The sequence below is a fragment of the Pseudomonas fluorescens genome, from assembly GCF_902497855.1.
Taxonomy (GTDB): domain Bacteria; phylum Pseudomonadota; class Gammaproteobacteria; order Pseudomonadales; family Pseudomonadaceae; genus Aquipseudomonas; species Aquipseudomonas fluorescens_BI.
This window is the reverse complement of the sequence record NZ_CABVHU010000008.1, coordinates 99,355-122,850: the sequence shown is the minus strand read 5'-3', so window position 1 is coordinate 122,850 and position 23,496 is coordinate 99,355. Positions and strand designations below refer to the sequence as shown.

The 23,496-nt window shown below is 55.6% G+C and carries 25 protein-coding genes, 1 tRNA gene and 1 pseudogene; 13 read left to right on the top strand and 14 right to left on the bottom strand.

Features of this window, described 5'->3' with window-relative positions; translation table 11 throughout:
• Positions 1 to 140: 140 nt before the first annotated feature.
• The 4 genes from F8N96_RS17380 to F8N96_RS17365 are packed head-to-tail and all read right to left on the bottom strand — an operon-like array spanning position 141 to position 5,273.
• Complete coding sequence (locus F8N96_RS17380; protein ID WP_150798827.1) at positions 141 to 362, bottom strand: formate dehydrogenase subunit delta; 222 nt, start codon at positions 360 to 362, stop codon at positions 141 to 143.
• Positions 359 to 3,241, bottom strand: coding sequence for a formate dehydrogenase subunit alpha (fdhF, locus tag F8N96_RS17375; protein ID WP_150798826.1), 2,883 nt, complete (start codon positions 3,239 to 3,241; stop codon positions 359 to 361). Before fdhF ends, F8N96_RS17380 begins: the two co-directional genes overlap by 4 nt.
• Positions 3,238 to 4,800: a formate dehydrogenase beta subunit gene (locus F8N96_RS17370; RefSeq protein WP_191635364.1), complete on the bottom strand. Its 1,563-nt coding sequence runs from the start codon at positions 4,798 to 4,800 to the stop codon at positions 3,238 to 3,240. The genes fdhF and F8N96_RS17370 overlap by 4 nt, the downstream gene beginning before the upstream one ends.
• Positions 4,797 to 5,273: a formate dehydrogenase subunit gamma gene (locus F8N96_RS17365; protein ID WP_150798824.1), complete on the bottom strand. Its 477-nt coding sequence runs from the start codon at positions 5,271 to 5,273 to the stop codon at positions 4,797 to 4,799. Before F8N96_RS17365 ends, F8N96_RS17370 begins: the two co-directional genes overlap by 4 nt.
• A gap of 455 nt (positions 5,274 to 5,728) precedes the next feature.
• Between F8N96_RS17365 and F8N96_RS17360 the strand changes: the two genes are divergently transcribed.
• The 7 genes and pseudogenes from F8N96_RS17360 to F8N96_RS17330 form a co-directional block, all read left to right on the top strand.
• The gene (locus F8N96_RS17360; RefSeq protein WP_150798823.1) at positions 5,729 to 6,181 is read left to right on the top strand and encodes a hypothetical protein; all 453 of its coding nucleotides are present in this window, start codon (positions 5,729 to 5,731) and stop codon (positions 6,179 to 6,181) included.
• Positions 6,182 to 6,234: 53 nt separating this feature from the next.
• Positions 6,235 to 6,603 carry a PH domain-containing protein gene (locus F8N96_RS17355; RefSeq protein WP_150798822.1) on the top strand — a complete coding sequence of 123 codons (369 nt, stop codon included), beginning with the start codon at positions 6,235 to 6,237 and terminating at the stop codon, positions 6,601 to 6,603.
• 426 nt (positions 6,604 to 7,029) lie between these two features.
• Complete coding sequence (locus tag F8N96_RS17350) at positions 7,030 to 7,518, top strand: Hcp family type VI secretion system effector (protein WP_150798821.1); 489 nt, start codon at positions 7,030 to 7,032, stop codon at positions 7,516 to 7,518.
• 11 nt (positions 7,519 to 7,529) lie between these two features.
• Positions 7,530 to 8,504, top strand: a complete 975-nt coding sequence (locus tag F8N96_RS17345; RefSeq protein WP_150798820.1) for a hypothetical protein — start codon at positions 7,530 to 7,532, stop codon at positions 8,502 to 8,504.
• Entirely contained in the window at positions 8,497 to 8,868 is a 372-nt protein-coding gene (locus tag F8N96_RS17340) for a hypothetical protein (protein WP_150798819.1), read from the top strand. The genes F8N96_RS17345 and F8N96_RS17340 overlap by 8 nt, the downstream gene beginning before the upstream one ends.
• Before the next feature lie 853 nt (positions 8,869 to 9,721).
• Positions 9,722 to 10,009 (top strand): hypothetical protein, encoded by a 288-nt coding sequence (locus tag F8N96_RS17335; protein WP_150798818.1) that lies wholly within the window; start codon positions 9,722 to 9,724, stop codon positions 10,007 to 10,009.
• 106 nt (positions 10,010 to 10,115) lie between these two features.
• A pseudogene (locus F8N96_RS17330) lies at positions 10,116 to 10,434 on the top strand (PH domain-containing protein); the annotation flags it as partial.
• A gap of 147 nt (positions 10,435 to 10,581) precedes the next feature.
• Here F8N96_RS17330 and F8N96_RS17325 read toward each other — a convergent pair.
• The 5 genes from F8N96_RS17325 to F8N96_RS17310 form a co-directional block, all read right to left on the bottom strand.
• Complete coding sequence (locus tag F8N96_RS17325) at positions 10,582 to 11,115, bottom strand: hypothetical protein (protein WP_150798817.1); 534 nt, start codon at positions 11,113 to 11,115, stop codon at positions 10,582 to 10,584.
• Between the two features lie 172 nt (positions 11,116 to 11,287).
• A complete protein-coding gene (locus F8N96_RS17320) occupies positions 11,288 to 12,142 on the bottom strand; it encodes an ImmA/IrrE family metallo-endopeptidase (protein ID WP_224789431.1) in 855 nt (284 codons plus the stop codon).
• A gap of 12 nt (positions 12,143 to 12,154) precedes the next feature.
• Entirely contained in the window at positions 12,155 to 12,424 is a 270-nt protein-coding gene (locus F8N96_RS35435) for a helix-turn-helix domain-containing protein (protein WP_224789430.1), read from the bottom strand.
• Between the two features lie 170 nt (positions 12,425 to 12,594).
• Positions 12,595 to 12,906 carry a DUF3077 domain-containing protein gene (locus tag F8N96_RS17315; RefSeq protein ID WP_150798816.1) on the bottom strand — a complete coding sequence of 104 codons (312 nt, stop codon included), beginning with the start codon at positions 12,904 to 12,906 and terminating at the stop codon, positions 12,595 to 12,597.
• Positions 12,907 to 13,348: 442 nt separating this feature from the next.
• A complete protein-coding gene (locus F8N96_RS17310) occupies positions 13,349 to 13,531 on the bottom strand; it encodes a hypothetical protein (protein WP_150798815.1) in 183 nt (60 codons plus the stop codon).
• A gap of 356 nt (positions 13,532 to 13,887) precedes the next feature.
• On the opposite strand from F8N96_RS17310, the gene F8N96_RS17305 reads away from it, so the two are divergent.
• Entirely contained in the window at positions 13,888 to 14,946 is a 1,059-nt protein-coding gene (locus tag F8N96_RS17305; RefSeq protein ID WP_150798814.1) for a hypothetical protein, read from the top strand.
• A 621-nt stretch (positions 14,947 to 15,567) separates the two neighbouring features.
• Here F8N96_RS17305 and F8N96_RS17300 read toward each other — a convergent pair.
• The 5 genes from F8N96_RS17300 to F8N96_RS17280 all read right to left on the bottom strand — a co-directional run bounded on the left by F8N96_RS17300 (position 15,568) and on the right by F8N96_RS17280 (position 17,940).
• Complete coding sequence (locus tag F8N96_RS17300; RefSeq protein ID WP_224794104.1) at positions 15,568 to 15,741, bottom strand: pyocin S6 family toxin immunity protein; 174 nt, start codon at positions 15,739 to 15,741, stop codon at positions 15,568 to 15,570.
• A 55-nt stretch (positions 15,742 to 15,796) separates the two neighbouring features.
• The gene (locus F8N96_RS17295; RefSeq protein ID WP_150798813.1) at positions 15,797 to 16,027 is read right to left on the bottom strand and encodes a hypothetical protein; all 231 of its coding nucleotides are present in this window, start codon (positions 16,025 to 16,027) and stop codon (positions 15,797 to 15,799) included.
• Positions 16,024 to 17,145: an S-type pyocin domain-containing protein gene (locus F8N96_RS17290; protein WP_150798812.1), complete on the bottom strand. Its 1,122-nt coding sequence runs from the start codon at positions 17,143 to 17,145 to the stop codon at positions 16,024 to 16,026. The genes F8N96_RS17295 and F8N96_RS17290 overlap by 4 nt, the downstream gene beginning before the upstream one ends.
• 223 nt (positions 17,146 to 17,368) lie before the next feature.
• On the bottom strand, positions 17,369 to 17,698 hold the full coding sequence (locus tag F8N96_RS17285) for a hypothetical protein (protein ID WP_150798811.1): 330 nt from the start codon (positions 17,696 to 17,698) through the stop codon (positions 17,369 to 17,371).
• Positions 17,699 to 17,855: 157 nt separating this feature from the next.
• Positions 17,856 to 17,940, bottom strand: a tRNA-Leu gene (locus F8N96_RS17280).
• 108 nt (positions 17,941 to 18,048) lie between these two features.
• Between F8N96_RS17280 and queA the strand changes: the two genes are divergently transcribed.
• From queA to secF, 5 genes are all read left to right on the top strand, one after another.
• Entirely contained in the window at positions 18,049 to 19,113 is a 1,065-nt protein-coding gene (gene queA, locus F8N96_RS17275) for a tRNA preQ1(34) S-adenosylmethionine ribosyltransferase-isomerase QueA (protein ID WP_150798810.1), read from the top strand.
• A 5-nt stretch (positions 19,114 to 19,118) separates the two neighbouring features.
• Positions 19,119 to 20,234 carry a tRNA guanosine(34) transglycosylase Tgt gene (tgt, locus tag F8N96_RS17270; protein ID WP_128870527.1) on the top strand — a complete coding sequence of 372 codons (1,116 nt, stop codon included), beginning with the start codon at positions 19,119 to 19,121 and terminating at the stop codon, positions 20,232 to 20,234.
• A gap of 43 nt (positions 20,235 to 20,277) precedes the next feature.
• Positions 20,278 to 20,613, top strand: a complete 336-nt coding sequence (gene yajC / locus F8N96_RS17265) for a preprotein translocase subunit YajC (RefSeq protein WP_053214538.1) — start codon at positions 20,278 to 20,280, stop codon at positions 20,611 to 20,613.
• A gap of 63 nt (positions 20,614 to 20,676) precedes the next feature.
• Positions 20,677 to 22,545 carry a protein translocase subunit SecD gene (gene secD / locus F8N96_RS17260; protein ID WP_150763832.1) on the top strand — a complete coding sequence of 623 codons (1,869 nt, stop codon included), beginning with the start codon at positions 20,677 to 20,679 and terminating at the stop codon, positions 22,543 to 22,545.
• Between the two features lie 9 nt (positions 22,546 to 22,554).
• Positions 22,555 to 23,469 carry a protein translocase subunit SecF gene (secF, locus tag F8N96_RS17255; protein WP_150798809.1) on the top strand — a complete coding sequence of 305 codons (915 nt, stop codon included), beginning with the start codon at positions 22,555 to 22,557 and terminating at the stop codon, positions 23,467 to 23,469.
• The last annotated feature ends 27 nt before the right edge of the window (positions 23,470 to 23,496 follow it).

Below are 23,496 nucleotides of genomic sequence, written 5' to 3'. Positions count from 1 at the left end.
TTCTCAACATTTGTTGTGAACTGAGTGGCTGAAAGCCCCGAAATACTCGGGGCTAATCCAAATGCCAGTCACTACACATATCCATATGGGAGCAAGCTCGCTCCCACAGGTTTTTCAACAATTATCAAGCTCGTGCGAGCCTAAGCCTCCCACCCCGCCCCACTGACCGCCGCCTGCACCAGCGGGTGCAAGTCGGCCCCCTGATGCTCGGTCTGCCAGGCCAGCAACTCCTTGCGCATGGTCGGCGCCCAGTACATCTGCAGATGATTACGTACGCCGAGCACCGCCAGATGCTGGTCCGGTTCGCTGGCGAAGTACTGGGCGATCTGGTTGGCCATTTTGATCAGGTTGGCAGTGCTCATCGGCGTACCTCCACTTGAGCGCCACGGGCCTGACGGCGCTCCTTGAGCAGACGGTCCTGTTCCTCGCTGAAGCTCTGGTAGCGTTTTTGCCACTCGGAAGGGTGGTACACGCGGCTGACTTCCACGGCGGTGACCTTGTACTCCGGACAGTTGGTGGCCCAGTCGGAGTTGTCGGTGGTGATGACGTTGGCCCCCGATTCCGGGAAGTGAAAGGTGGTGTACACCACGCCCGGGGCAACCCGTTCGGTGATCCGCGCCCGCAGTACGGTCTGGCCGGAGCGGCTGCCGATGCCGACCCAGTCACCTTCGTTGATGCCACGGCTCTCGGCGTCGCTCGGGTGGATTTCCAGGCGGTCTTCGGCGTGCCAGGCGACGTTGTCGGTACGCCGGGTCTGAGCGCCGACGTTGTACTGGCTGAGGATGCGCCCGGTGGTCAGCAGCAGGGGATAACGGTTGTTGACCTTTTCCTCGGTGGGCACGTAACCGGTGAGCATGAAGCGCCCCTTGCCGCGCACGAATTCCTCGATGTGCATGGTCGGCGTACCGTCCGGTGCTTCGGCGTTGCACGGCCATTGCAGGCTGCCGTGGCTGTCCAGTGCGGCGTAGCTGACGTTAGTGAAGGTTGGTGTCAGGCGGGCGATTTCATCCATGATTTCCGACGGGTGCCGGTAGTTCATCGGGTAGCCCAGGGCGTTGGCCAGGGCAATGGTGCCTTCCCAGTCGGCCTTGCCACCCAGCGGCTCCATGACCTTGCGCACCCGGGAAATGCGTCGCTCGGCGTTGGTGAAGGTGCCGTCTTTTTCCAGGAACGAGCAGCCCGGCAGGAACACGTGGGCGAACTTGGCGGTTTCGTTGAGGAAAATGTCCTGCACCACCACGCATTCCATGGCCGACATCGCGGCGGTGACGTGCTGGGTATTAGGGTCGCTCTGGACGATGTCTTCGCCCTGGCAATACAGGCCCTTGAAGCTGCCGCCCAGGGCCGCTTCGAACATGTTGGGAATGCGCAGGCCCGGATCGGGTTGCAGGGTGACGTTCCAGGCCTGTTCGAACTGCGTCCGTACCACCTCGTTGGAGATATGCCGGTAGCCGGGCAGCTCGTGGGGGAAGGAGCCCATGTCGCAGGAGCCCTGAACGTTGTTCTGCCCCCGCAGCGGGTTCACGCCCACGCCTTCGCGACCGATGTTGCCGGTGGCCATGGCCAGGTTGGCGATGCCCATCACCGCGGTGCTGCCCTGGCTGTGCTCGGTGACACCGAGGCCGTAGTAGATTGCCGCGTTGCCGCCGGTGGCATACAGACGGGCGGCGGCGCGGATGTCGGCCGGGTCTACGCCGCAGATGGCGCCGAGGGCTTCCGGCGAGTTTTCCGCGCGGCTGACGAACTCACTCCAGCGGGCGAAATCGTTGCCCTCACAACGAGCGTCGATAAAGGCCTGGTTGAGCAGGCCCTCGGTGACAATGACATGGGCCAGGGCGTTGAGCATGGCGACGTTGGTGCCCGGGCGCAGGGCCAGGTGCACTTCGGCGCGGGCGTGGACCGAGTCCACCAGATCGATGCGGCGTGGGTCGATGACGATCAGCCGCGCGCCTTCGCGCAGGCGGCGTTTGAGCTGCGAGGCGAACACCGGGTGGGCGTCGCTGGGGTTGGCGCCCATCACCAGGATCACGTCGGCCTGCATCACCGAGTCGAAACTCTGGGTGCCGGCGGATTCGCCCAGGGTTTGTTTCAGGCCATAGCCGGTCGGCGAGTGGCAGACCCGCGCGCAGGTGTCGACGTTGTTATTGCCAAAGGCGGCGCGCACCAGTTTCTGCACCAGGTAGGTTTCTTCGTTGGTGCAGCGGCTGGAAGTGATGCCACCAATCGAGTCGCGGCCATATTTTTGCTGCAGCCGACGGAATTCGCTGGCGGCGTAGGTCACCGCTTCATCCCAGCTGACTTCCTGCCAGGGATCGTTGATGTTTTTGCGGATCATCGGCTTGGTGATGCGATCCGGGTGGGTGGCGTAGCCCCAGGCAAAGCGCCCCTTGACGCAGGAGTGGCCGTGGTTGGCCTGGCCATTCTTGTCCGGAACCATGCGCACCAGCTTGTCGCCTTTCATCTCGGCGCGGAACGAGCAGCCTACGCCGCAATAGGCACAGGTGGTGATCACGCTGCGTTCGGGCTGGCCCAGTTCGACCACGCTTTTTTCCATCAGGGTCGCGGTGGGGCAGGCTTGCACACAGGCGCCGCAGGACACGCATTCCGACTCGAGGAAGTTATCGCCACCGGCGGCGGCCACCCGGGATTCAAAACCGCGCCCGGTAATGGTCAGGGCAAAGGTGCCCTGGGTTTCTTCGCAGGCGCGCACGCAACGGTTGCAGACGATGCACTTGCTCGGGTCGAAGTGGAAGTAGGGGTTGGAGGTGTCCTTGACGTCGGCCAGATGGTTGTCGCCTTCATAGCCGTAACGCACCTCCCGCAGGCCGACCTGGCCGGCGACGGTTTGCAGCTCGCAGTTGCCGTTGGCCGAGCAGGTCAGGCAGTCCAGCGGGTGATCGGAGATGTACAGCTCCATGACATTGCGACGCAGGGTCGCAAGCTTGGGCGTTTGGGTGTGCACGCTCATGCCTTCAGCGACCGGCGTAGTACAGGACGCCGGGTAGCCGCGCATGCCGTCGATCTCCACCAGGCACATGCGGCAGGAGCCGAAGGCTTCCAGGCTGTCGGTGGCGCAGAGTTTGGGAATGGTGGTGCCCAGCAGCGCGGCGGCGCGCATCACCGAGGTGCCTTCGGGCACGCTGATGCTGCGGCCGTCGATGTTCAGGGTGACCTGTACCTGGCTTTCGCGGGCCGGTGTTCCAAGGTCAATGTCGGTTTTCGGGTCGAAGAGGGTGATCATTGCTCGGCCTCCGAGGGCTGCAAGCCGAAGTCGGCGGGGAAGTGCTTGAGGGCGCTGGCGACCGGAAACGAGACCATGCCGCCCAACGCGCACAGCGAACCGTATTGCAGGGTGTCGCACAGGTCCTTGAGGATGATCACCTGCTCATCGCGACCGCTCTGGTCCGGCGCGGCCAGCAGGCGGTCGATCACCTCCACGCCACGGGTGGAACCGATGCGGCACGGGGTGCATTTACCACAGGATTCCTCGGCGCAGAACTGCATGGCGAAGCGCGCCATATGCGCCATGTCCAGGCTGTCGTCAGCCACCACCACGCCACCGTGACCGAGCATCGCGCCGATGCCGGCGAAAGCTTCGTAATCCAGCGGCGTGTCGAATTGACTTGGCGGCACCCAGGCGCCGAGTGGGCCGCCGACCTGCGCAGCCTTCAGCGGCCGGCCACTGGCGGTGCCACCGCCGTAGTCTTCCACCAGTTCCCGCAGGGTCAGGCCAAAAGCCCGTTCCACCAGACCGCCGTGACGGATATTGCCCGCCAATTGGAAGGGCATGGTGCCCAGGGAGCGGCCCATGCCGTAATCTCGATAGAACTGCGCACCTTTTGCCAGAATCAGCGGCACCGAGGCCAGGGTCAGCACGTTGTGCACCAGGGTCGGCAGGCCGAACAGGCCCTTCAAGGCAGGGATCGGCGGCTTGGCGCGAACGACGCCGCGCTTGCCTTCGAGGGAGTCCAGCAGCGCGGTTTCCTCGCCGCAGATGTACGCGCCGGCACCGACCCGCACTTCCATATCGAAAGCCTGGCCGCTGCCGCCGACGTTGGCGCCCAGATAACCGGCGGTCCGGGCAATGGTCAGCGCCTGGCGCAGGATGGCCACGGCATCTGGATATTCCGAACGCACATAGATGTAGCCGTAGCTGGCGCCGACGGTGATGCCGGCAATGGCCATGCCTTCGATCAACAGGAAGGGGTCGCCTTCCATCAACATGCGATCGGCAAAGGTGCCGGAGTCGCCTTCGTCAGCGTTGCACACAATGTATTTCTGCGCCGCCTGGGTGGCACGCACCGTGCGCCATTTGATCCCGGCCGGGAAAGCCGCGCCGCCACGGCCACGCAAGCCCGAATCGAACACTTCCGTCGCGGTCTGCTCGCCGCCGACGGTGACGGCCCTTGTTAAACCCTCGAAACCGCCGTGCTCCCGGTAATCGTCCAGCGACAGCGGCCGGGTAATCCCGGCGCGGGCGAACAGCAGGCGTTGTTGAGTCTTCAGATACGGCAATTCTTCCACCAGGCCCAAGGCCAGTGGATGCGCGGACGGCTCGCCTTGCAGGGCTTCGAGCACGGACGGCACATCGGCCGCGGTCAGCGGGCCGAATCCGATACGGCCTTGTGGAGTGTCCACTTCCAGCAGCGGTTCCAGCCAATACAGGCCGCGCGAGCTGGTGCGCTGCAACTCCAGAGGCAGATTGCGTTCCCGGGCCTGAGTGATCAGGGCCACCGCCACCTCATCGGCACCCACGGCACGGGCCAGCGAATCACAGGGCAGATAGAGAGCCGACATCATGCGTCCTCCCGGCAAGCGTCAAGCAAGGCATCCAGGCGCTCGGCACTGAGCCGCGCATGCACCCGACCATCCAGCTCCAGCGCGGGCGAACAGGCGCAGGCACCCAGGCAATACACCGGACGCAAACTGATGCTGCCATCGGCGCTGCTGCCGTGATCATCCAGTTGCAGACGCTCGCGCAATTGGGCGGCCAACTGCTCGGCACCGCGACTCTTGCAGGACTCGGCCCGGCACAGCCGCAGGATATGCCGGGCGGGCGGGGCGGTACGAAAATCATGGTAAAAACTGATCACCCCGCGAACCTCTGCCTGACTCTGGTTCAGCGCGTGGGCAATCTCGGGGATGGCCGCATTGGGGATGTAACCGATGCGTTCCTGAATATCATGAAGGATGGGCAACAGTGCGCCGGGAGTGCCCTTGTGGCGCTCCAACAGGCTGTTGACCATCGGCAGGTGCAACGTCTCATCAGGCATTCAGCAATCCTCACGGTCACGGACAAACCAGGCGGTTGTCGGTCGTCCGAAAGTGTCGGCTGCGGTATTCACACCACGTCACGGTATCGTGGCATTCTCGGACCGTTGGCCAGGGCACCCTGAGCGGGCATCTTGTTGTGCCCGGCGCGGTCTTTGCCGCACCTCTAAAGGGCATAAATCAGCTTGCCACGGGGCTTTCAATTCATCTGCACCAAAGCGACGTGCTCGGTTCTTTCCACGACCACCCATTAAGTCTAGAAGAACGCAGCCCGAGGCGTTCACTCACTGTAATATTTCGGGGTAGCGAAGCGCACCGGCCACCCGGCCAACCCGGGCCTGGATCCTGGTCGAGTTATCCACAGCCGCTGCTGTCCTGGCGCGGGCATTGAAGGAGGTGATCAGCCAGCTACAGTGAACGTGCGATGCCGTTTGATATAGATCGCAAAGGAGCCCACATGAATAGACTCATCCTGCCGGCGCTGGCCATTTTGATCGCGACTCAATCCCCGGCGTACGCCATCAACGACAAATACCGCCAGCAACTCGAACAATCCGGCTGCACCGAGGTCAGCGAAACCCAAGGCTGCGATATCCACAAGACCAAGGCGGAAAACGCCAAGGCCGGCTTCACCAACCCCGCCGCGGACAGCACAATCACCCAGACCCCCTATGCCGGCCAGTGGGTGGCCAAGAGCGATTCAGGCGACACCGTGGCCACCATCCGCATTGATGCCAAGGAACAAGTCTGGGTTAACGGCCAACGGGTCGACGCCAAACGCACCGACGGCACGCTGCAGTTTCGCCAGGGCAAGGTCCTCTTCATCATTCAGGGCGATCGGCGACTGCAAAATGAGGACTACTGGATGGACAGCGATGCCGGGACCAAGGGGCCGATTCAGATTGAGTAGCCTTTGATGCGATTACGGGAAGCGTTAAAGTGCATTAAAACCAGGAGCGGCAAATGATTGATTTCAACAACAAGGGATTTTTCAAGCTCAAGCAAAACGAAGAATACGCAGAACGCGTTTCCTCTCTTTTGCTCGATGGCGAACAGGTCATCGATTCCTACAAATCCATGCGCGACGGCGTGGTGTTTACCAACAAACGCATCATCGCCGTCAACGTGCAGGGCCTCACCGGCAGCAAGAAAGACTTCACCTCGTTGCCCTACAAAAATATCGTGGCGTACTCGGTGGAAACCTCGGGAACGTTCGACCTGGATTCCGAGCTGGAGATCTATTTTTCGTCGTTGGGCAAGGTGAAATTCGAATTCACCGGCAGGACATCGATGGTGGAAATATCAAAACTGATTTCCCAGCACGTGCTCTGAACCAAATGATCAAAAGCCCCGAAAAATCGGGGCAAACACTACCAGTCAGCCAACCGCAACCCCTGTAGGAGCTGGCTTGCCAGCGAAAGCGCCAGCCCAGCCAACATCAATGCTGAAAGCCCTGCGATCATCGCAAGCAACCCGCTCCTCATTTTAAAACTACCCTTCATGCGCCGCCGCCTCCCGCTCAGGTGGAACTGTGGAAGGCCGATCCCGCGTAAACAACTTCCCACTATAAGAAGGGTAATGAAGGCGCTCCGAATGCTTGTAGCGTGGGAAGCGTCCTACATCCGTCAGCCAATACACAATGGGAAAGATCTGATTCTTGAATTTAACGATATCTGAATGACCGATTGACCTTTCCCAAAGTTGTACATTTCCTCGTGCAAAATTTTATGAAACAAACTACTGCCGAGGAGTGGTCGCATGGCGTTTGATGCTTTTATCAAAATCGAAGGTATTCTAGGCGAAGCGCTTGATGAGCAACACAAGGACTGGATTGAAATTACCGGATACAGCTTCGGCACTCACCAAGGCACTTCCGCTACAGCCAGCTCGGCAGGTGGAGCCTCATCGGGGCGCACGACCGTTAGCGACTTCACATTCACCAAAAACCTGGACAAATCCAGCTGTAAGCTCATAGAGACCAGCTGCGCAGGTGATCATCTGAAGGAAGTCGTATTGACACTGCATCGAGCGGGAGGCGAGAAACAGAAGTATTTTGAGATCACGCTGGAAGAAGTCATCATTTCTAGCTATTCACAAAATGCAAATGATGGCGTGCCTACTGAAAGCCTTAGCTTGAACTATGGGCGTATTAAAACCGTCTATACCCAGCAAAAACGAGCGGATGGTGCAGGTGGGGGTAACGTAGCGGGTGGTTGGGATCGCATCAACAATAAAAAATACTCCTGAGGTCGCCATCAATGCCAAAGACCTTTATAAATCCAAGAATGCAGCCTTATTCATATTTGAAATCGACATTGCAGCTTGGCAAAAACTCAATGTCAAAATTTGATGTATTAAATGCACATATCATCAATACAGTAGTGCTGCCAGGCGAGTTGATAGTTGTAGGTGATAATTCCACACCTTCCTGTACGGCTGATGATGCGTTTTACATGAAGAAGGCATCCGAAGTTCATTTGGCACTAATGTCGAATGGATTGCAGGGGGATGGCTTTTTAGTTGAAAATCATGCGTTAATAACAGAAGTGCTTGGGTATTCATCTCTAGGGGTAGGTGCCGTTGGCGGTGCATGGAGTAAACACCTTGATGGCATCAAGCAAACCCTTGAGGACATTGAAACGGCTCATCGCGATCACCTCAGAAGCGGGACGACTAGGACTCGAGATGATTTTTACGCAAAGCGTACGGTCCTATTTAAAAAGCTTGATGTTCAACTGAAAGGTTTTGCCAAATTTGGGTCAGGTCTGCGTAACCAAGGCTCTATAAAAAATATGCTTGGGATATCCACGAAAAGCTATTTGCACTCAGGGGTGATAGCAGGTTACGCCGAAACTATTAAAGGCGTGGCGAAAGCTTCGAATCTCATGAAAAAAGGCACTTACCTGGGTATCGCTCTGAGTGTGACTGCAACTGGATCATCTATCTACACCGCGTGTACCACTGGACGTGAAACGCAATGCAGAAAAGCGAAATATGTTGAAGGTGGCAAATTGTCTGGAAATATTATTGGTGGAACCTTCGGAGGAGCGGTAGGAGGCGGTGCGGCTACGATCGGTTGTGTGGCGGTACTCGGCTTCGTCACTGGAGGCCCTGGCGCCTTGGCTTGTGCTGTTGTTGGGGGCGCGTTAGGTGGATGGGGTGGTGGAGAAATTGGTGGTTTAGCCGGAGAGCAGATAGGCGACGTAATTTATGAGAGTACTTTACATGAGTGAACTTACATTGGCGGTCGTTGGGCTAGTTGTTATGGTGTGCTTGTTTTTTGCGATATGCTGGATATTTATCTCCGCTTATCTGTTTACCGAATTGATTGAAAGCCATCTGAGTAGAAGTAAGTTTGTAGCCAATAATCGAGAAGGTTTGTCAGGTTTAGGGTTGCTCGGTAAAGTTGTGAAAAACTGTTCAATCGCATTAATGTTTTTAATTCCGAAGTTTTGCGAGAGGCGAGGTCTTATCGAAAAAAATGAGTTGGAAAACTTGCCAGTTCACCTGAAGAGAAAGTTGTTAGTACCATGGATCACTGGTGGAGTATTGTTTTTTGCAATGTTCGTTTATTGGCTTTTGGTTGTTTGGTTTTAGCACGTAGTTGGAGGCATCCATTCCCTTGGAATGGCGATGTTAAGATGCGCTGTGGCTTTAGTCACCGTCACCGGCGGCCCTGGTGCGCTAGCTTGCGCAGTCATTGGGGGTGGCGTCGGCGGCTATTATGGAGGTGAGATAGGTGGAAAAATAGGAGAGTCGGGTGGAGAAGTTATTTATGTGCTCTTGCCACAGTGAGTAATGTTGCGCTGGCGGTCATCGTAATATCGATACTTTTTCTTGGGGTAGTATCAGCGTGCTGTATTATTTTGTCTTCATGTCTTTTTACTGAGTCGGTAGAAAGTTGCCTGAACAAAAGTAAGTTTGTAGCGAGTAATCGCAAGGTGCTTTCCCATGCAGGTTTGATGGGGCTGCTCATCCGGAATTGTGCAATGGCACTAATGTTTTTGGTTCCTCGGCTCTGTGAAAAGCGTGGCCTCATAGAAAAAGATGAGTTGTTGAATCTCCCGGTCCACCTAAAACGAAAGTTGTTGGTGCCATGGGTTATTAGTGGTATTTCATTATTTGCGGCGTTTATCTATTGGCTTTTTGTCGTTTGATTCTAAGGCGTAATTGGAGTCACCCCCTTGGGCGGGTTTTGCATAGACCACCAGCCGTAAGGAATTAGTGGCAAGTTATACATGAGGAAGGGGGGTGGGCTGATGGCTCGTAGAAAATTTAAGCCAATAGCAAGAAAATGCAGATGCTGCGGCGCACTAAGCGAAGCTGGAACAAGACGAACTAAAATCGGTCTCTGTTATGAATGTAGAAAATCTAGGCATGAATCAAAAGAAAAAACCGTGTCGCGGGTACATAAAATCCGATTAATGATCGTGCTTGGCATTTTTCCTTTATGTTGTTAACTTCAGCCGGTTATGCAGTTTATTTTAAATATCTCGTGCTGCCTTATGGAGGTCGTGGATATTCAAGGTTGTTGGAATTCAAAGGCTTGGAAGTTACCGTGCCAGCGCTGGCGCTGATTCTGCTCTCGGTTGGTATGTTGTCTGTCGTTGCAGTAAATCATTGCTCTAACGAAAAAATTTATAAGAAAATAATGAAAATCAGTCTGGTCGCAGGTTTATTTTTGTATTCGATAATTATCTTCTTTGGTACTGATTTACGTTATAGGTTACCCAATTAAAATGGGCGCAATATCTTTGCGTGTCCATTTTTTCGCTCCTCGTTAAAAGAAGATGGAGGTAGGGTTATACTCAAATTAAAATAAATTTGTCGCCTTTCCCTGTGAAGAATACGTCGAACGCGTTTCCTATCTTTGTTCGACGGCGAACACGTCATCGACTCGTACAAATCCATGCTCGACGGCGTGGTCTTTACCAACAAACGCATCATCGCCGCCAATGTGCAGGAACTTACCGGAAGCAAGCAAGACTTCCCCTCGTTGCCCTAAAAAATATAGTGGCGTAGTCGGTGGAAACCTCGGGAGCGTTCGACCTGGATTCCGAGCTGGGGATATATTTTTCCTCGTTGTGAAAAGTGAAATTCGAATTCACCGGCAGGACATCGAAGGTAGAAATATCGAAACTGATTTCCCAGCACGTGCTCTGAACCGAATGATTTATTAGCCCCAAAAAATCGGGGCTATCACCACCAGTCAGCTCACCTCAACCCCTGTAGGAGCTGGCTTGCCATCGAAAGCGCCAGACCAGCCAACATCAATGTCGGGTGAGACAGTTGGAACTACAAGCAATGCGATCATTCGTACTCAATCATTGATTCAACCCACCGAGGGAAATCCGGATGAGTAAGGCGTGCCTTCTCGGCCATTTTCTCTGGTGGTTCATCCCCCAGCCCATATTTTTCATGAATGGTGCGACGAAGCTCGCACCAGTCCATTTCATCGATTTCATTTGGCAAAGGTTCAGACCAAGTCTCATTGAAAAATAGCTGACCTGAGCCAAGCTGTCTGATGAAGTCATCAATATCGGTCGCCATCAAGCAGCGCTCGCCTTCCGATCCGAGGAATACAACAGGCGGAGGTGCGTTGAGGTCGGGGTAATACCACAGCAGAAACATTGAGCCCGTACCATCACGGCCAAACTGGACAAATGTATCCCCCGAGTTAGCCCAGCGGTGGCCGCCGAACCAGTATCCGAACGCTTCAGTCAATTCATCGTCACTGGTTTCAGAAAATTCGAAATCATGTGGCCATAGATTGTGCTGGCCAGTGCTCAGCCTATCGATAAATGACAGAGCAGTTTTGGTTTCATAATCCATTTTTTTACGCATTGACACTCCCGGGATCTATTTGTGAGCGGGTGCAAGCTACTGCTGTTTTGACGTCGCACCGCCTCTGAAACGAACTGGAATCAAGCAAGCTGCCGTAGGGTAAACACAATTAGTTCGGAAGTAAGTAGGACGTTTCTGATATTGTTTTAATTCTACGAATTATCCAGATAACTCAAAATCCTAGTTCCTTTTTTGAATAGTCAGATAGCTCATTCGGCTTTACACCAATCAGGCGTGCTGCATCTCGATAAAGCATTCTTCCGCTTAATGCTTCACTGGCCACAGCTGTAGCAAGCGTTTTGCTGACTCGCCCTGTCTGCAGTCTATTGTAGGGCGGTGCTCCAGTCTTGCCGCGAGCTTTGTGCTCGGCGATCTTTTTGGCAACAAATGCATCATATTCAGATGCCGTTATGAGATTAAAACTCAGGGCGCGTCTGGCTATGACCCAGCCACTAACATGGAAGAATTTTGTCAAGGGTGGGATGTTTTCTTGCCACTCAACATCGGCGTTCCAAACGGAAAGGAATTCGCGCTCAGGAGTTAAAAGTTCTGCCGCTACCGCGTTACACAAGATCTCTTCCGATCTATGATTTGCAGGCTCGCCATCAGACACGCCAGAGCGACCTATCCAGATATGCGACAGTTCATGAGCCAAAGTGAACAGCCTTGCCTCAGGGCAATCGGCTGTGTTGATGAAAATGACCGGAGCTAGCTTGTCACTGATTGCAAAGCCCCGGAACTCTTCCACAAGCAATGGCCTACTCGTATTGTTGTTCACAATACTGTTGCGCATCACAAGTATGCCCGCAGCCTCAATTTTGCCTGCCAGGCTTTTGAAATAGTCATCAAAATCGCCACGGTTGGGTTTGTTGGCTATTCCCAAGGTTGTTCGGATGTCAGCAACGATCACCTCGATGCTGTCGGTCACGGAAAATCTTCCGACGACTCTGTTTTCAGTGACGCCTTGGCTGGTCAGGTAGTCGCGATACCAGTCTTGTCTCTCCAAGGCCCACCTGATGGTATCCATGAGGGCGAGGCTCTATCCGGGGTCGCGTTTTCCATTGACCGTTCTGAGATCCGGCAGAGGAAGGATTTCCTCCGGCGGCTGGGACAGATAAAGGTAACCAAAAGGGATGTACGTCTGCCGGGCGTAATTCATTGCCTGGGTGAAGGAGGGCTTTTTCCTGCCTTGTTCCCACGCCAGCACGTTGTCTTCCTGCGTACCAAGACTTTTGGCCAGGGTGCTCGTGCTCAGGGATGCCCGCTCTCGCGCCCATCGCAGAACATCCGGATTAATCAGCGCTTCCATGTGTGATTCCGATTGGGTGTCATAACCATTCCCGCCAAATGCCTCTGCACAGCAAATTCAAACGATAGCCGTATCTGACTACAAGGGCGGGATGCCGTCACGTGTTTTCGGCCGCCAAGCGCTGCACAATTGTAAGCCCCGAAGAACTCGGGGCTCATCGGGCTCAGCTGCTAGATTTCGGACTTCGCCGCCGTCCACTCAGGTGTCGTTGCAGATGCCCGATCACGGGTAAGCACCTTCACCGCGTCATCAACCACCGCCTTACTCAAAGCGGTCAGATAATGAGCGGCCCAGGCGTGGCGGTCGGTGTCCCTGGCGTAGGCAGCGTCTTCGGTGAGCGCCTTGGCGAGAAACAGGAAATCGGAAGCCATCGCTAGCGCATCGCCGAGGGGAACCCCGCGAGTGACGTGGAACAGTGCTTGGTCTGAGCAATAGATGGCGGGGGTAAGGCCGATGGTTTTGAGCTCTGGTTGTTCGGTCATTTGCCACCTCCGACGACGGAGAGGCGATGGGAGAGGATGGACGGTGGGGCGTTACGCGATTGGGAGTTGCGTAGGGGGAAAGGCCAAATTTTGTACGGATTGATGCTGCGCATTATCAGACTCCTTGATATGGGGAGCTGCCACGTTCGTTACCACACGAATGGGTGACAGCTGTGCGCAGGGTGGTAAACCGGGAATCAAGGAAACCGGCACGTCCGAAGACGTCCCACGCACAGCTGCCATAACTCACGCCGCAGGCATAAAAAAAGCGCCGGCAGACGTGATGGGGGCGCTGTAGCGCCTTGAATAACTCGGGTTACCACACCCGGTCGCTGAATTGGCAGCGACGGTAGGAGGTTATCGTGCAGGCCCTTTTCCTGCAACCTAAGAAAGATTCGACCCAGAACCGACTCGCCGAGAAACAACCTCCAGAAATCGACCGTTACCCGCTGCGGACGGTTTGGGCTTGTGGCAAAAAAAAGAACTCTAATGAAAGACGCTGACCGTATCGCTTCGGATCCATCCGCTTAGCCTTAGCAAGAAATAAATCTGTCCCCTTTCCAGTCACTTTCCAGTCCCCTTTCCAGTCCTTTCCAGTCCCATAGGCAGCCGGAAGGGTGTCCATTGGGTTCTCTCCTTTTCAGCTCAGTGGCCTATGGAGCGCCTCTCAGCGCATCGGGTTGGTATTCTCGTAGGCCTTAGCCTGACGCATCTTAAAAATGTTGGACATGGTTCATGGTTTCCTTTTGTTTGCTCTCTGAGTTCGCCCCGCAGACCAGCACACAGGCTCCATGACGGGCTCTGATCGGCGGCGCAGAGAGCAAACAGAAAGACTGTGTTTGATGGATGCCCAGCGACGGGCAGATGGGTGCAACCAAAAAATTAAGCAACAAGTACCAACAACCAACACTGGATTGCCCACGGGGTTCCATGGACTACAATGAGAAGCGATAAAAACCAACAGTATCAGGGAGGGGACTCATGGAATGGCTATCGGTACGCGAGGTTCATATCAGTGGAGGCATCAGAGTTCTGAGTTATGACAGGTCGTGTAATTTTCTCTATCCGGGCGATATGACTGGCGAGAAGACTACTATTGAAATACAAAAATACAGTTCGCTGTTCTCAGACATTAAAAACCTCGGATTGGAGGTCATAGGTTGCGATTTCTTTACCGGATCACACTCAGAAGCACCACCTGAATGGCGCTCCAAATCGTCAGGCTGGCTTACATGGGATCAAGGTAGAGATTGGTCATTTATTGCACATGGTGCATTCATAAAGGGCGATAGCAAACTTTATGATATAGCCACACGTATATCTCATCAGCTCAGGGGCTGTGAGTGGCGGGTCCGACAGCTATCAGAGTCTTATATGGACCAGTTGAACGCCAAATTAAAATCGGGAGACTTCAAGTCTGACCAACGTTTCTTAGATGGATTTACAGGGCTCTGTTACTTAGCAGCCCAAACCTTTCTTGTTGACGCTTGCACTCTCCGAGATTACCTGATCGAATTTTACTGGCATGTTAAGCCTACAGGCGCAAAAAACATCACAAGCATTGGGTCACTACTTAAACATTGGGAAAAGACCCCGCCGCTTGACCCGCACGGAGTCAAAATCCAAGAGATATCCTCTCAGGGGAACTGGCTAGACATCCTTGGCAGTTACCGGAATTTGATAATTCACGCAGCGCCATTAGCAACAGCGGGAGCAACGCTCTATGCCATTACAGGAACCGTTCAACTATCTAACTCGGTGTATTTACCCTTCGTCAAATTACCCTTGCCGTCTGACCCAGGAAAGTTAAAAGCTGACCGTACCTCAGGCAAGCATTTTGACGATCCTTCACTCCGACGAGCGCGATTTCATAATATCATCGGAAGCACCGAAGCAGTCTCAGCCCTAGACTCATTAACTTACGCTAATTCATGTCTAGAAAAATTAAGCATTTGGGCCGCATCGCTCGCCGAACTATCTCCAGTGGAGGCCGAAATACCAGTCATTGTCCCTATAGCAGGATCACTCAAGATCACATAGTTTAATGATTTGCTAATATGGCTAATTAAGAAGACGCCTAGGGCTGCAGTCTGATACCTAAAAGATCAAATAAAATCGCACAGCTACTCCACCGAGATGCGCTTATAGAATAGAGTTACCGTGAGCGCCAGACCAGTCTCGACATAGAGATTGATTGTAAGATAAGATTAGAAAATTATTTAAAGAAGGATGATAGAAGGTGCTCATTGGGCAATCTCTAAGAAATCTTTAAGTTAAAGGCCCCCGTGAAAATTGAGCAATACACGATGGACCCAATACCGTGCAAGGCTTCCCAGTGATACCCTTGAGGGATACCGGCTTCGTCGAAGGCTTTGAACGCCGAACTTGGTGCTAATGTCCCGCCACATTGGGCCATCAGTAGGGCAGCATGACGCTCTCGACGTACTCACGGCTCATGGTTTGGCCGGATACGGTCACTTTGTGCGCATTGCCGGAAGTCTGTTTCTAAACGCGGGACGCATAATTATGCGTCGAGGTTAAACCCTGAGGCGGAGTACTCCGAATTAAAATCGGAGTAATGCGCCTATTGATTTCTTAGGCTTCAACACCGATGAATAGCTTTAAATGGGTTGGAAGTGATTGCCCGATGATCTTTGATATTTACGCGGCTTGCTCGGTCGCTAACAACCATTCTCCCTCTGCCATCGCATTAAGACTTCTATAACCCAGGAGTTGTACGATTTCATCGTTAAAAGAATCATCCAGATCAAGTTCAAATTTGAGGGAGTCGTCTTCGGCACTGTCAGGCAGGAATCCACCGATGCAGAGATACATAAATGCTCCTGTTTTTCTACTTTTCGTTCAGGTTTGGCTGGTCTGGTTTGCTCGCTCAGGCAATGCAAGCTAGCTGAATAATGTGACGCGTCTCCGCAAATTTCGACCCCGTCCATTTTTCGATTTGACGCAATTGTTCTGCGGACAAGTCATACACATAAATTGCGTCTTCAGGATCTTTCCACCCCATTAGATCGGCAAGTTCAGCTTGTTTAGATGAAGGAATTTCAATGCTTTCCCGCAATTCTTCGGTTTCGCGATCAAAGACCTCAATGACGTGCTTCATTTTTCTACCTTCCTTGCAGGATTTTCGGGCTTGGTTTGTCTACCGGTTTCAGGGTCGTACTCTCCAAGGTGTTTTCCTTGTCTGTTATAGAGCTCGACTGTCCCGTGTTGGGAGTCCCATTCGTAGATTTTCCCTGCACTGTCTTTCCAGCGTCGTCGTTTTTTGCCGCCACCTTGCACGTAGGTTTTGGAGGGGGCGATTTTTGCGTCAGGGAATGCTGGCAGAGAAATAGGTGGTTGATGATATCGCTGGTCGCCGCCGAGAGGCCGCGAAAACACCAAGTACAGCGAACTCAGGCCGGAGCCTGCCGGAAAGACCAGAATGCAGTCATCGGTTTCTACGCCGTCCCCTGCCGGATAGCCCTCGATCTGGGAGTCTGTACCTTCCGGGATCGGGTGTACGAGGATGGTGTCTTGGCTGTTGCTGTTATCAGGATGGACCATTGGCGGTATGCCAGATCGTTCTCTAGGTGTCCACAGGATGGTGGCGCCGTTTAGCTCGGCTTCTATCGCTGTCTTGGTGGCGTTCCACCTGGCCTGCACTATGCGTACCGTGTCATCCCCTGACGGGCCGGTATGGATACCGTAAACCTGCAACACGCCCTCAGCATCGCGGCGAAATTGAAAGCGCACGCGGGTCGGAGCGCGGGTCATGCTGCGTAGCTGCTCGTCGGTGTGGAGCGTACCGTCGCCCATTTTGGTCGGGAGCATGCCCAGCACAAACACACCGGCAGGACTTCCGCGCAATGCCCACGTAAAGCCCCTTTGCATGATGCCGCCACCGGCTATGCGCCCCAGTACCGTGTCGAAGCCTAGAGCGAGTCCGGCAGCCTGTGCTGCGGACGGGACAAACATTGACCCGGCCAGCATGACCTTACCAAAATCTGAGGCTGGCATGGGGTCACTACCGGCGTGAGTGCTCCCCCAGTATTTAGGTGTGCAGCACTTGGCAAAGACCAGGTCTGTACGCTCCTTCGGAAGTGGCCATTCATCTTTGGGGATGTATACCCGCTCCGGCTCAGGGGGCGGATTCCAGGCGGCCCATGAGGCACCACCGTTCGGAAGTTTTCGGCTCCAGAGGTCGTCGAAAGGATTTTTTTTCTGTTTGTTCTCGTCCATGACAAGTCCCTGTGTGACTTTGTGTCGAGACGGGAGATTGTCGGTCAGTTCGCTTCCCGGTCAAATTGACTCGGTAACCTGAAGTTTCAGACTCTCCAAAGAACGCAAGAACTGCCGGGACGGAAAAGGGATTGGGAAAAATGGGATTTATTATTCATCAATACTTGGCGGCCAGCGTCGGTACGCCTATCGGGTGTCACCGGTTTTTAGGCAGTCCCTCCATTCATTGAATATCTTTCAGATAGTCCTTGAGCGCGTTGAGCGGGGTATCAAGCTGTTCCATGGTCCGCGCAGCATTGAAATTTACTGACAACCTATGCATCTCGCGACCCAGGACGGTATCAACACCGCCGATGGCATTCAGCGCCAACCCCAGGCATTCATCCACTTTCCCCTGGATCGCCTCGACATCGCCCCTCCGCACCAGCAACCCAAAAACCTCCCGCTCATAATCACTCATCATCAAATCATCCCGCAGAATCGGACTCGAATCCTCCGTCTCATAAGCAAGCTTGAGGGAGAACAGGGCAACGGTTTCCAGCAGCAATTCCATGGAGGGAATCCTCGTGAGATGTTCTGGCGGTGCGGGTGGCGTGGAAAAGCAGGATCAAAAGCATCGCCAGCAAGCCGGCTCCTACAGGCCGGCGGGGTGTCAGTGCTTTTTTGCAGACGAAAAAAAAGGCCTTGCAAAGCAAGGCCTTTCTTAATTTTGGTGCCCCGAGGGAGACTCGAACTCCCACTTCTTGCGAAAACGGATTTTGAATCCGCCGCGTCTACCAATTCCGCCATCAGGGCTCAATGGCGGCGAAGTATAGAGATGAGATTACCGTTGGTCAATCAGGTTTCATGGAAAATTTTTGCGGTTTCCGCTAGACTTTGCGGCCCTGCTAGACGAACCCCATCATGCGCGTTGCTGACTTTACCTTCGAGCTCCCTGATTCGCTGATCGCCCGCCACCCTTTGGCCGAGCGACGCAACAGTCGCCTGTTGACCCTGGATGGGGTCAGCGGCGCCCTGGCACACCGTCAATTCACTGATTTGCTCGAGCATTTGCGCCCGGGCGATTTGATGGTGTTCAACAATACCCGGGTGATTCCGGCGCGGCTGTTTGGCCAGAAGGCTTCCGGCGGCAAGCTGGAAATCCTGGTGGAGCGGGTGCTGGACAGCCATCGGGTGCTGGCGCATATGCGTTCCAGCAAATCACCGAAGCCTGGGTCGAAGATCCTGATCGACGGCGGTGGCGAGGCCGAGATGCTGGCGCGTCATGATGCGTTGTTCGAGTTGGGCTTCGCCGAAGAGGTGTTGCCGCTGCTGGATCGCGTCGGGCATATGCCGTTGCCGCCTTATATAGATCGCCCGGATGAAGGCTCGGACCGCGAGCGTTATCAGACGGTGTACGCCGAGCGTCTGGGCGCGGTGGCAGCGCCGACGGCGGGGTTGCATTTCGATCAGCCGTTGATGGAGGCGATTGCCGCCAAGGGCGTCGAGACGGCGTTCGTGACCTTGCACGTGGGTGCGGGCACCTTTCAGCCGGTGCGGGTCGAGAAGATCGAAGACCACCACATGCATACTGAATGGCTGGAAGTCGGCCAGGACGTGGTGGATGCGGTGGCTGCCTGTCGCGCCCGTGGCGGGCGGGTGGTGGCGGTGGGGACTACCAGTGTGCGTTCCCTGGAAAGTGCGGCGCGCGATGGCGTGCTCAAGCCGTTCAGTGGCGATACCGACATTTTTATCTACCCGGGCCGGCCGTTTCATGTGGTCGATGCCCTGGTCACCAACTTTCATTTGCCCGAATCCACGCTGTTGATGCTGGTTTCGGCGTTCGCCGGTTATCCCGAAGCCATGGCCGCTTACAAAGCCGCCGTCGAGCATGGTTACCGCTTTTTCAGCTACGGTGATGCGATGTTTATCACCCGTAATCCGGCGCCGACTGCCCCTAAAGAATCAGGCCCAGAGGAAACAGAATGAGTCGTATGTCGTTTGAACTGCTGGCCACCGACGGCAAGGCGCGTCGCGGTCGTTTGACCTTTCCACGCGGTACGGTAGAAACCCCGGCGTTCATGCCGGTGGGCACCTACGGCACGGTCAAGGGCATGCTGCCGCGGGATATCACCGCCACCGGCGCGGAGATCATTCTGGGCAACACCTTCCACCTGTGGCTGCGTCCTGGCACCGAAGTGATCAAGAAGCACGGCGACCTGCACGATTTCATGCAGTGGAAAGGCCCGATCCTCACCGACTCCGGCGGTTTCCAGGTGTTCAGCCTGGGCGCGATGCGCAAGATCAAGGAGGAGGGCGTGACTTTCGCCTCTCCGGTCGATGGCGCCAAGGTGTTCATGGGGCCGGAAGAGTCGATGCAGGTCCAGCGTGACCTGGGCTCGGACATCGTGATGATTTTCGACGAATGCACGCCGTACCCGGCGGACGAAGATGTCGCGCGGGTGTCGATGGAGCTGTCGTTGCGCTGGGCCAAGCGTTCGAAAGAGGCCCATGGCGACAACACGGCGGCGCTGTTCGGCATCGTGCAGGGCGGCATGCACCAGGATCTGCGCATGCGCTCCCTGGAAGGCCTCGACCAGATCGGCTTCGATGGCCTGGCCATCGGCGGTCTGTCGGTGGGCGAGCCCAAGCATGAGATGATCAAGGTGCTGGATTACCTGCCGGGCCAGATGCCGGCTGACAAACCTCGTTACCTTATGGGCGTTGGCAAACCGGAAGATCTCGTGGAGGGTGTGCGCCGCGGTGTGGACATGTTCGATTGCGTGATGCCAACCCGTAATGCCCGCAATGGGCATCTGTTCATTGATACAGGCGTGCTGAAGATCCGTAACGCGTTCCATCGCCATGATGATTCGCCACTGGATCCAACCTGCGATTGCTACACCTGCCAGAACTTCTCCCGTGCTTATCTGCACCATCTGGACAAGTGCGGCGAAATGCTGGGTAGCATGTTGAATACCATCCACAATTTGCGCCATTACCAGGTGCTTATGGCTGGTTTGCGCGAGGCTATTCAACAGGGTACATTGGCCGCCTTTGTCGATGCCTTCTACGCCAAACGCGGACTTCCCGTTCCGCCTTTGGACTGAGTTTTCTGACCCCAAGATTCAACATTTGCAACTGGAGTGCTAAATGAGCTTTTTTATCTCTAATGCCATGGCTGACGCGGCTGCACCTGCTGCAGGCCCAATGGGTGGCGGCTTTGAGTGGATTTTCCTGGTCGGTTTCCTGGTCATCTTCTACCTGATGATCTGGCGTCCACAGGCCAAGCGCGCCAAAGAGCAGAAAAACCTGCTGGGCAGCCTGCAAAAAGGCGACGAAGTGGTGACCACCGGTGGTATCGCCGGCAAGATCACCAAAGTGGCCGACGACTTCGTGGTTCTGGAAGTTTCCGACACCGTCGAAATGAAATTCCAGAAAGGCGCCATCGCCGCCACGCTGCCAAAAGGCACGCTCAAAGCGATCTAAGTTTCAACTTCTACTCAATCGACGGGGCGCGCAAGGCGCCCCGCGTCATAAGCGGGCGGCGTGATGCTGAACAAATACCCTCTGTGGAAATACATTCTGATCCTGGCGGTGCTGGCGATCGGTCTGGTGTATTCCGCTCCCAATTTATACCCTGATGACCCGGCTATTCAGATCAGCGGTGCAAGCACTTCGCTGCAGGTCACTCAGGCTGACCTGGATCGCGTGAGCGCAGCGCTCAAGGAATCCGGGATCAACGTCAAGGCGGCCACGCTGGCGGAAAGCGGCAAGGGCGGTCTGCTGCGCCTGACCAAGGCTGAAGACCAGCTGCCGGCCAAGGACGTTGTGCGCAAGGCATTGGGTGATGACTACGTCGTTGCACTGAACCTGGCGCAAACCACCCCGCAATGGCTGCGCAGCTTTGGCGCGCACCCGATGAAGCTGGGTCTGGACTTGTCCGGTGGTGTGCACTTCCTGCTGGAAGTGGACATGGACAAAGCCCTCGATGCGCGCCTGAAAGTCTACGAAGGCGACGTCAAGAGCCTGTTGCGTAAAGAGAAACTGCGCTATCGCAGCCTGCCGCAATTCGAAGGTTCCATTCAGCTGGGCTTCACCGATGAGGCTGCCCGCGAGCAAGCCCGCACCCTGATTCGCAAGAACTTCAACGATTTCGACATTGTTCCGGCCGATCTCAATGGCCAGCCGGTGCTGCGTCTGGCGATGACCCCGGCCAAGCTGGCGGAAATCCGTGAATACTCCATCAAGCAGAACTTGACCACGGTCCGTAACCGCGTCAACGAGCTGGGTGTGGCCGAACCTATCGTTCAGCGCCAGGGCGCCAACCGCATCGTGGTTGAGCTGCCGGGCGTGCAGGACACCGCAGAAGCCAAGCGTATCCTCGGCAAGACGGCCAACCTCGAGTTCCGCCTGGCCGCCGAGCCGGGTGCTTCGAAAGCCACTTCCGAGTCCTTCGAGTTCCGCGAGGGCAATCGACCGCCGGCGCAGATCGAGCGTGGCCTGATCATCACCGGTGACCAGGTCACCGATGCCAAGGCTGGCTTCGGCGAGCAAGGCACGCCTGAAGTGAACATCCGTCTGGATGGCCACGGTGGCGAGCTGATGAGTCGTGCGACTCGCAGCAACGTCGGCCGCAGCATGGCAGTGATCTTCATCGAGCAGCGCCCGGTCACCACTTACGTCAAGCAAGTGGTCAACGGCGTCGAAAAAGACGTACCGGTGCAAACCTTCAAGGAAGAGAAGAAGATCATCAGCCTGGCGACCATTCAGTCGCCGCTGGGTGCTCAATTCCGCATCACCGGCCTGAACGGCCAGGGCGAGTCGTCCGAGCTGGCGCTGCTGCTGCGTGCCGGTGGTCTGGCGGCGCCGATGTACTTCGCTGAAGAGCGCACCATCGGCCCGAGCCTGGGTGCCGACAACATCGTCAAGGGCGTCGATGCATCGCTGTGGGGCATGCTGTTCGTCTCGCTGTTCATCATCGCCATCTATCGCTTCTTCGGCATCATTGCCACCGTCGCGCTGGCGGTGAACATGGTGTTGCTGCTGGCCTTGATGTCGCTGCTGGGTGCCACGCTGACCCTGCCGGGTATTGCCGGTATCGTCTTGACCATGGGCATGGCGGTCGACGCCAACGTGCTGATCTTCTCGCGGATACGCGAAGAGATTGCCGCGGGCATGACCGTGCAGCGGGCAATCAACGAAGGCTTCGGCCGGGCTTTCACCGCGATTCTCGACTCCAACCTGACCACCTTGCTGGTCGGCGGGATTCTTTTCGCCATGGGCACAGGTCCGGTCAAGGGCTTCGCAGTGACCATGTCCCTCGGGATCTTTACCTCGATGTTCACGGCCATCATGGTGACCCGCGCGATGGTCAACCTGATCTTCGGCGGTCGTGACTTCAAGAAGTTGTGGATTTAAGGGGCTGCCATGTTACGTACAATCAACTTCATGGGCGTTCGCAACGTTGCGTTCGGCATTACATTGCTCCTTACGGTTCTGGCGTTGTTCAGCTGGTTCAGCAAGGGCCTGAACTACGGCCTGGACTTCACCGGCGGTACGCTCATCGAGCTGACCTACGAGCGTCCGGCCGATGTCACCAAGGTGCGTGAGCAGCTGGCGACGTCGGGTTACAACGACGCCATCGTGCAGAGCTTTGGCGCGACCACCGATCTGCTGGTGCGCATGCCTGGCGAAGACCCGCAACTGGGTCACCAGGTGGCTGAAGCCCTGCAGAAGGCCGGCGGCGACAACCCGGCCGTGGTCAAGCGCGTCGAATTCGTCGGCCCGCAGGTCGGTGAAGAGCTGCGCGACCAGGGCGGCCTCGGCATGCTGATGGCGCTGGGCGGCATCATGCTCTACCTGGCGTTCCGCTTTCAGTGGAAGTTTGCGGTCGGTGCCATCGTTTCGCTGATCCACGACGTGGTGGTGACCCTGGGGATCCTCTCGTTCTTCCAGATCACCTTCGATTTGACGGTGTTGGCCGCGGTATTGGCGATTATCGGTTACTCGTTGAACGACACCATCGTGGTATTCGACCGGGTTCGCGAGAACTTCCGGGTGCTGCGCAAGGCCTCGCTGATCGACAACATCAACATCTCGACCACGCAAACCCTGCTGCGGACCATGGCCACTTCGATCTCCACCCTGCTGGCGATCGGCGCGCTGTTGATCTTCGGTGGCGACAACCTGTGGGGCTTCTCCATCGCGCTGTTCGTCGGGGTGATGGCGGGTACCTATTCGTCTATCTACATCGCCAACGTGGTGTTGATCTGGCTGAACCTGAGTACCGAAGACCTGATTCCGCCGGTGGCTACCGACAAGGAAATCGACGACCGTCCTTGAAGGAACATTCCTCCAGCGGTGCCAGCC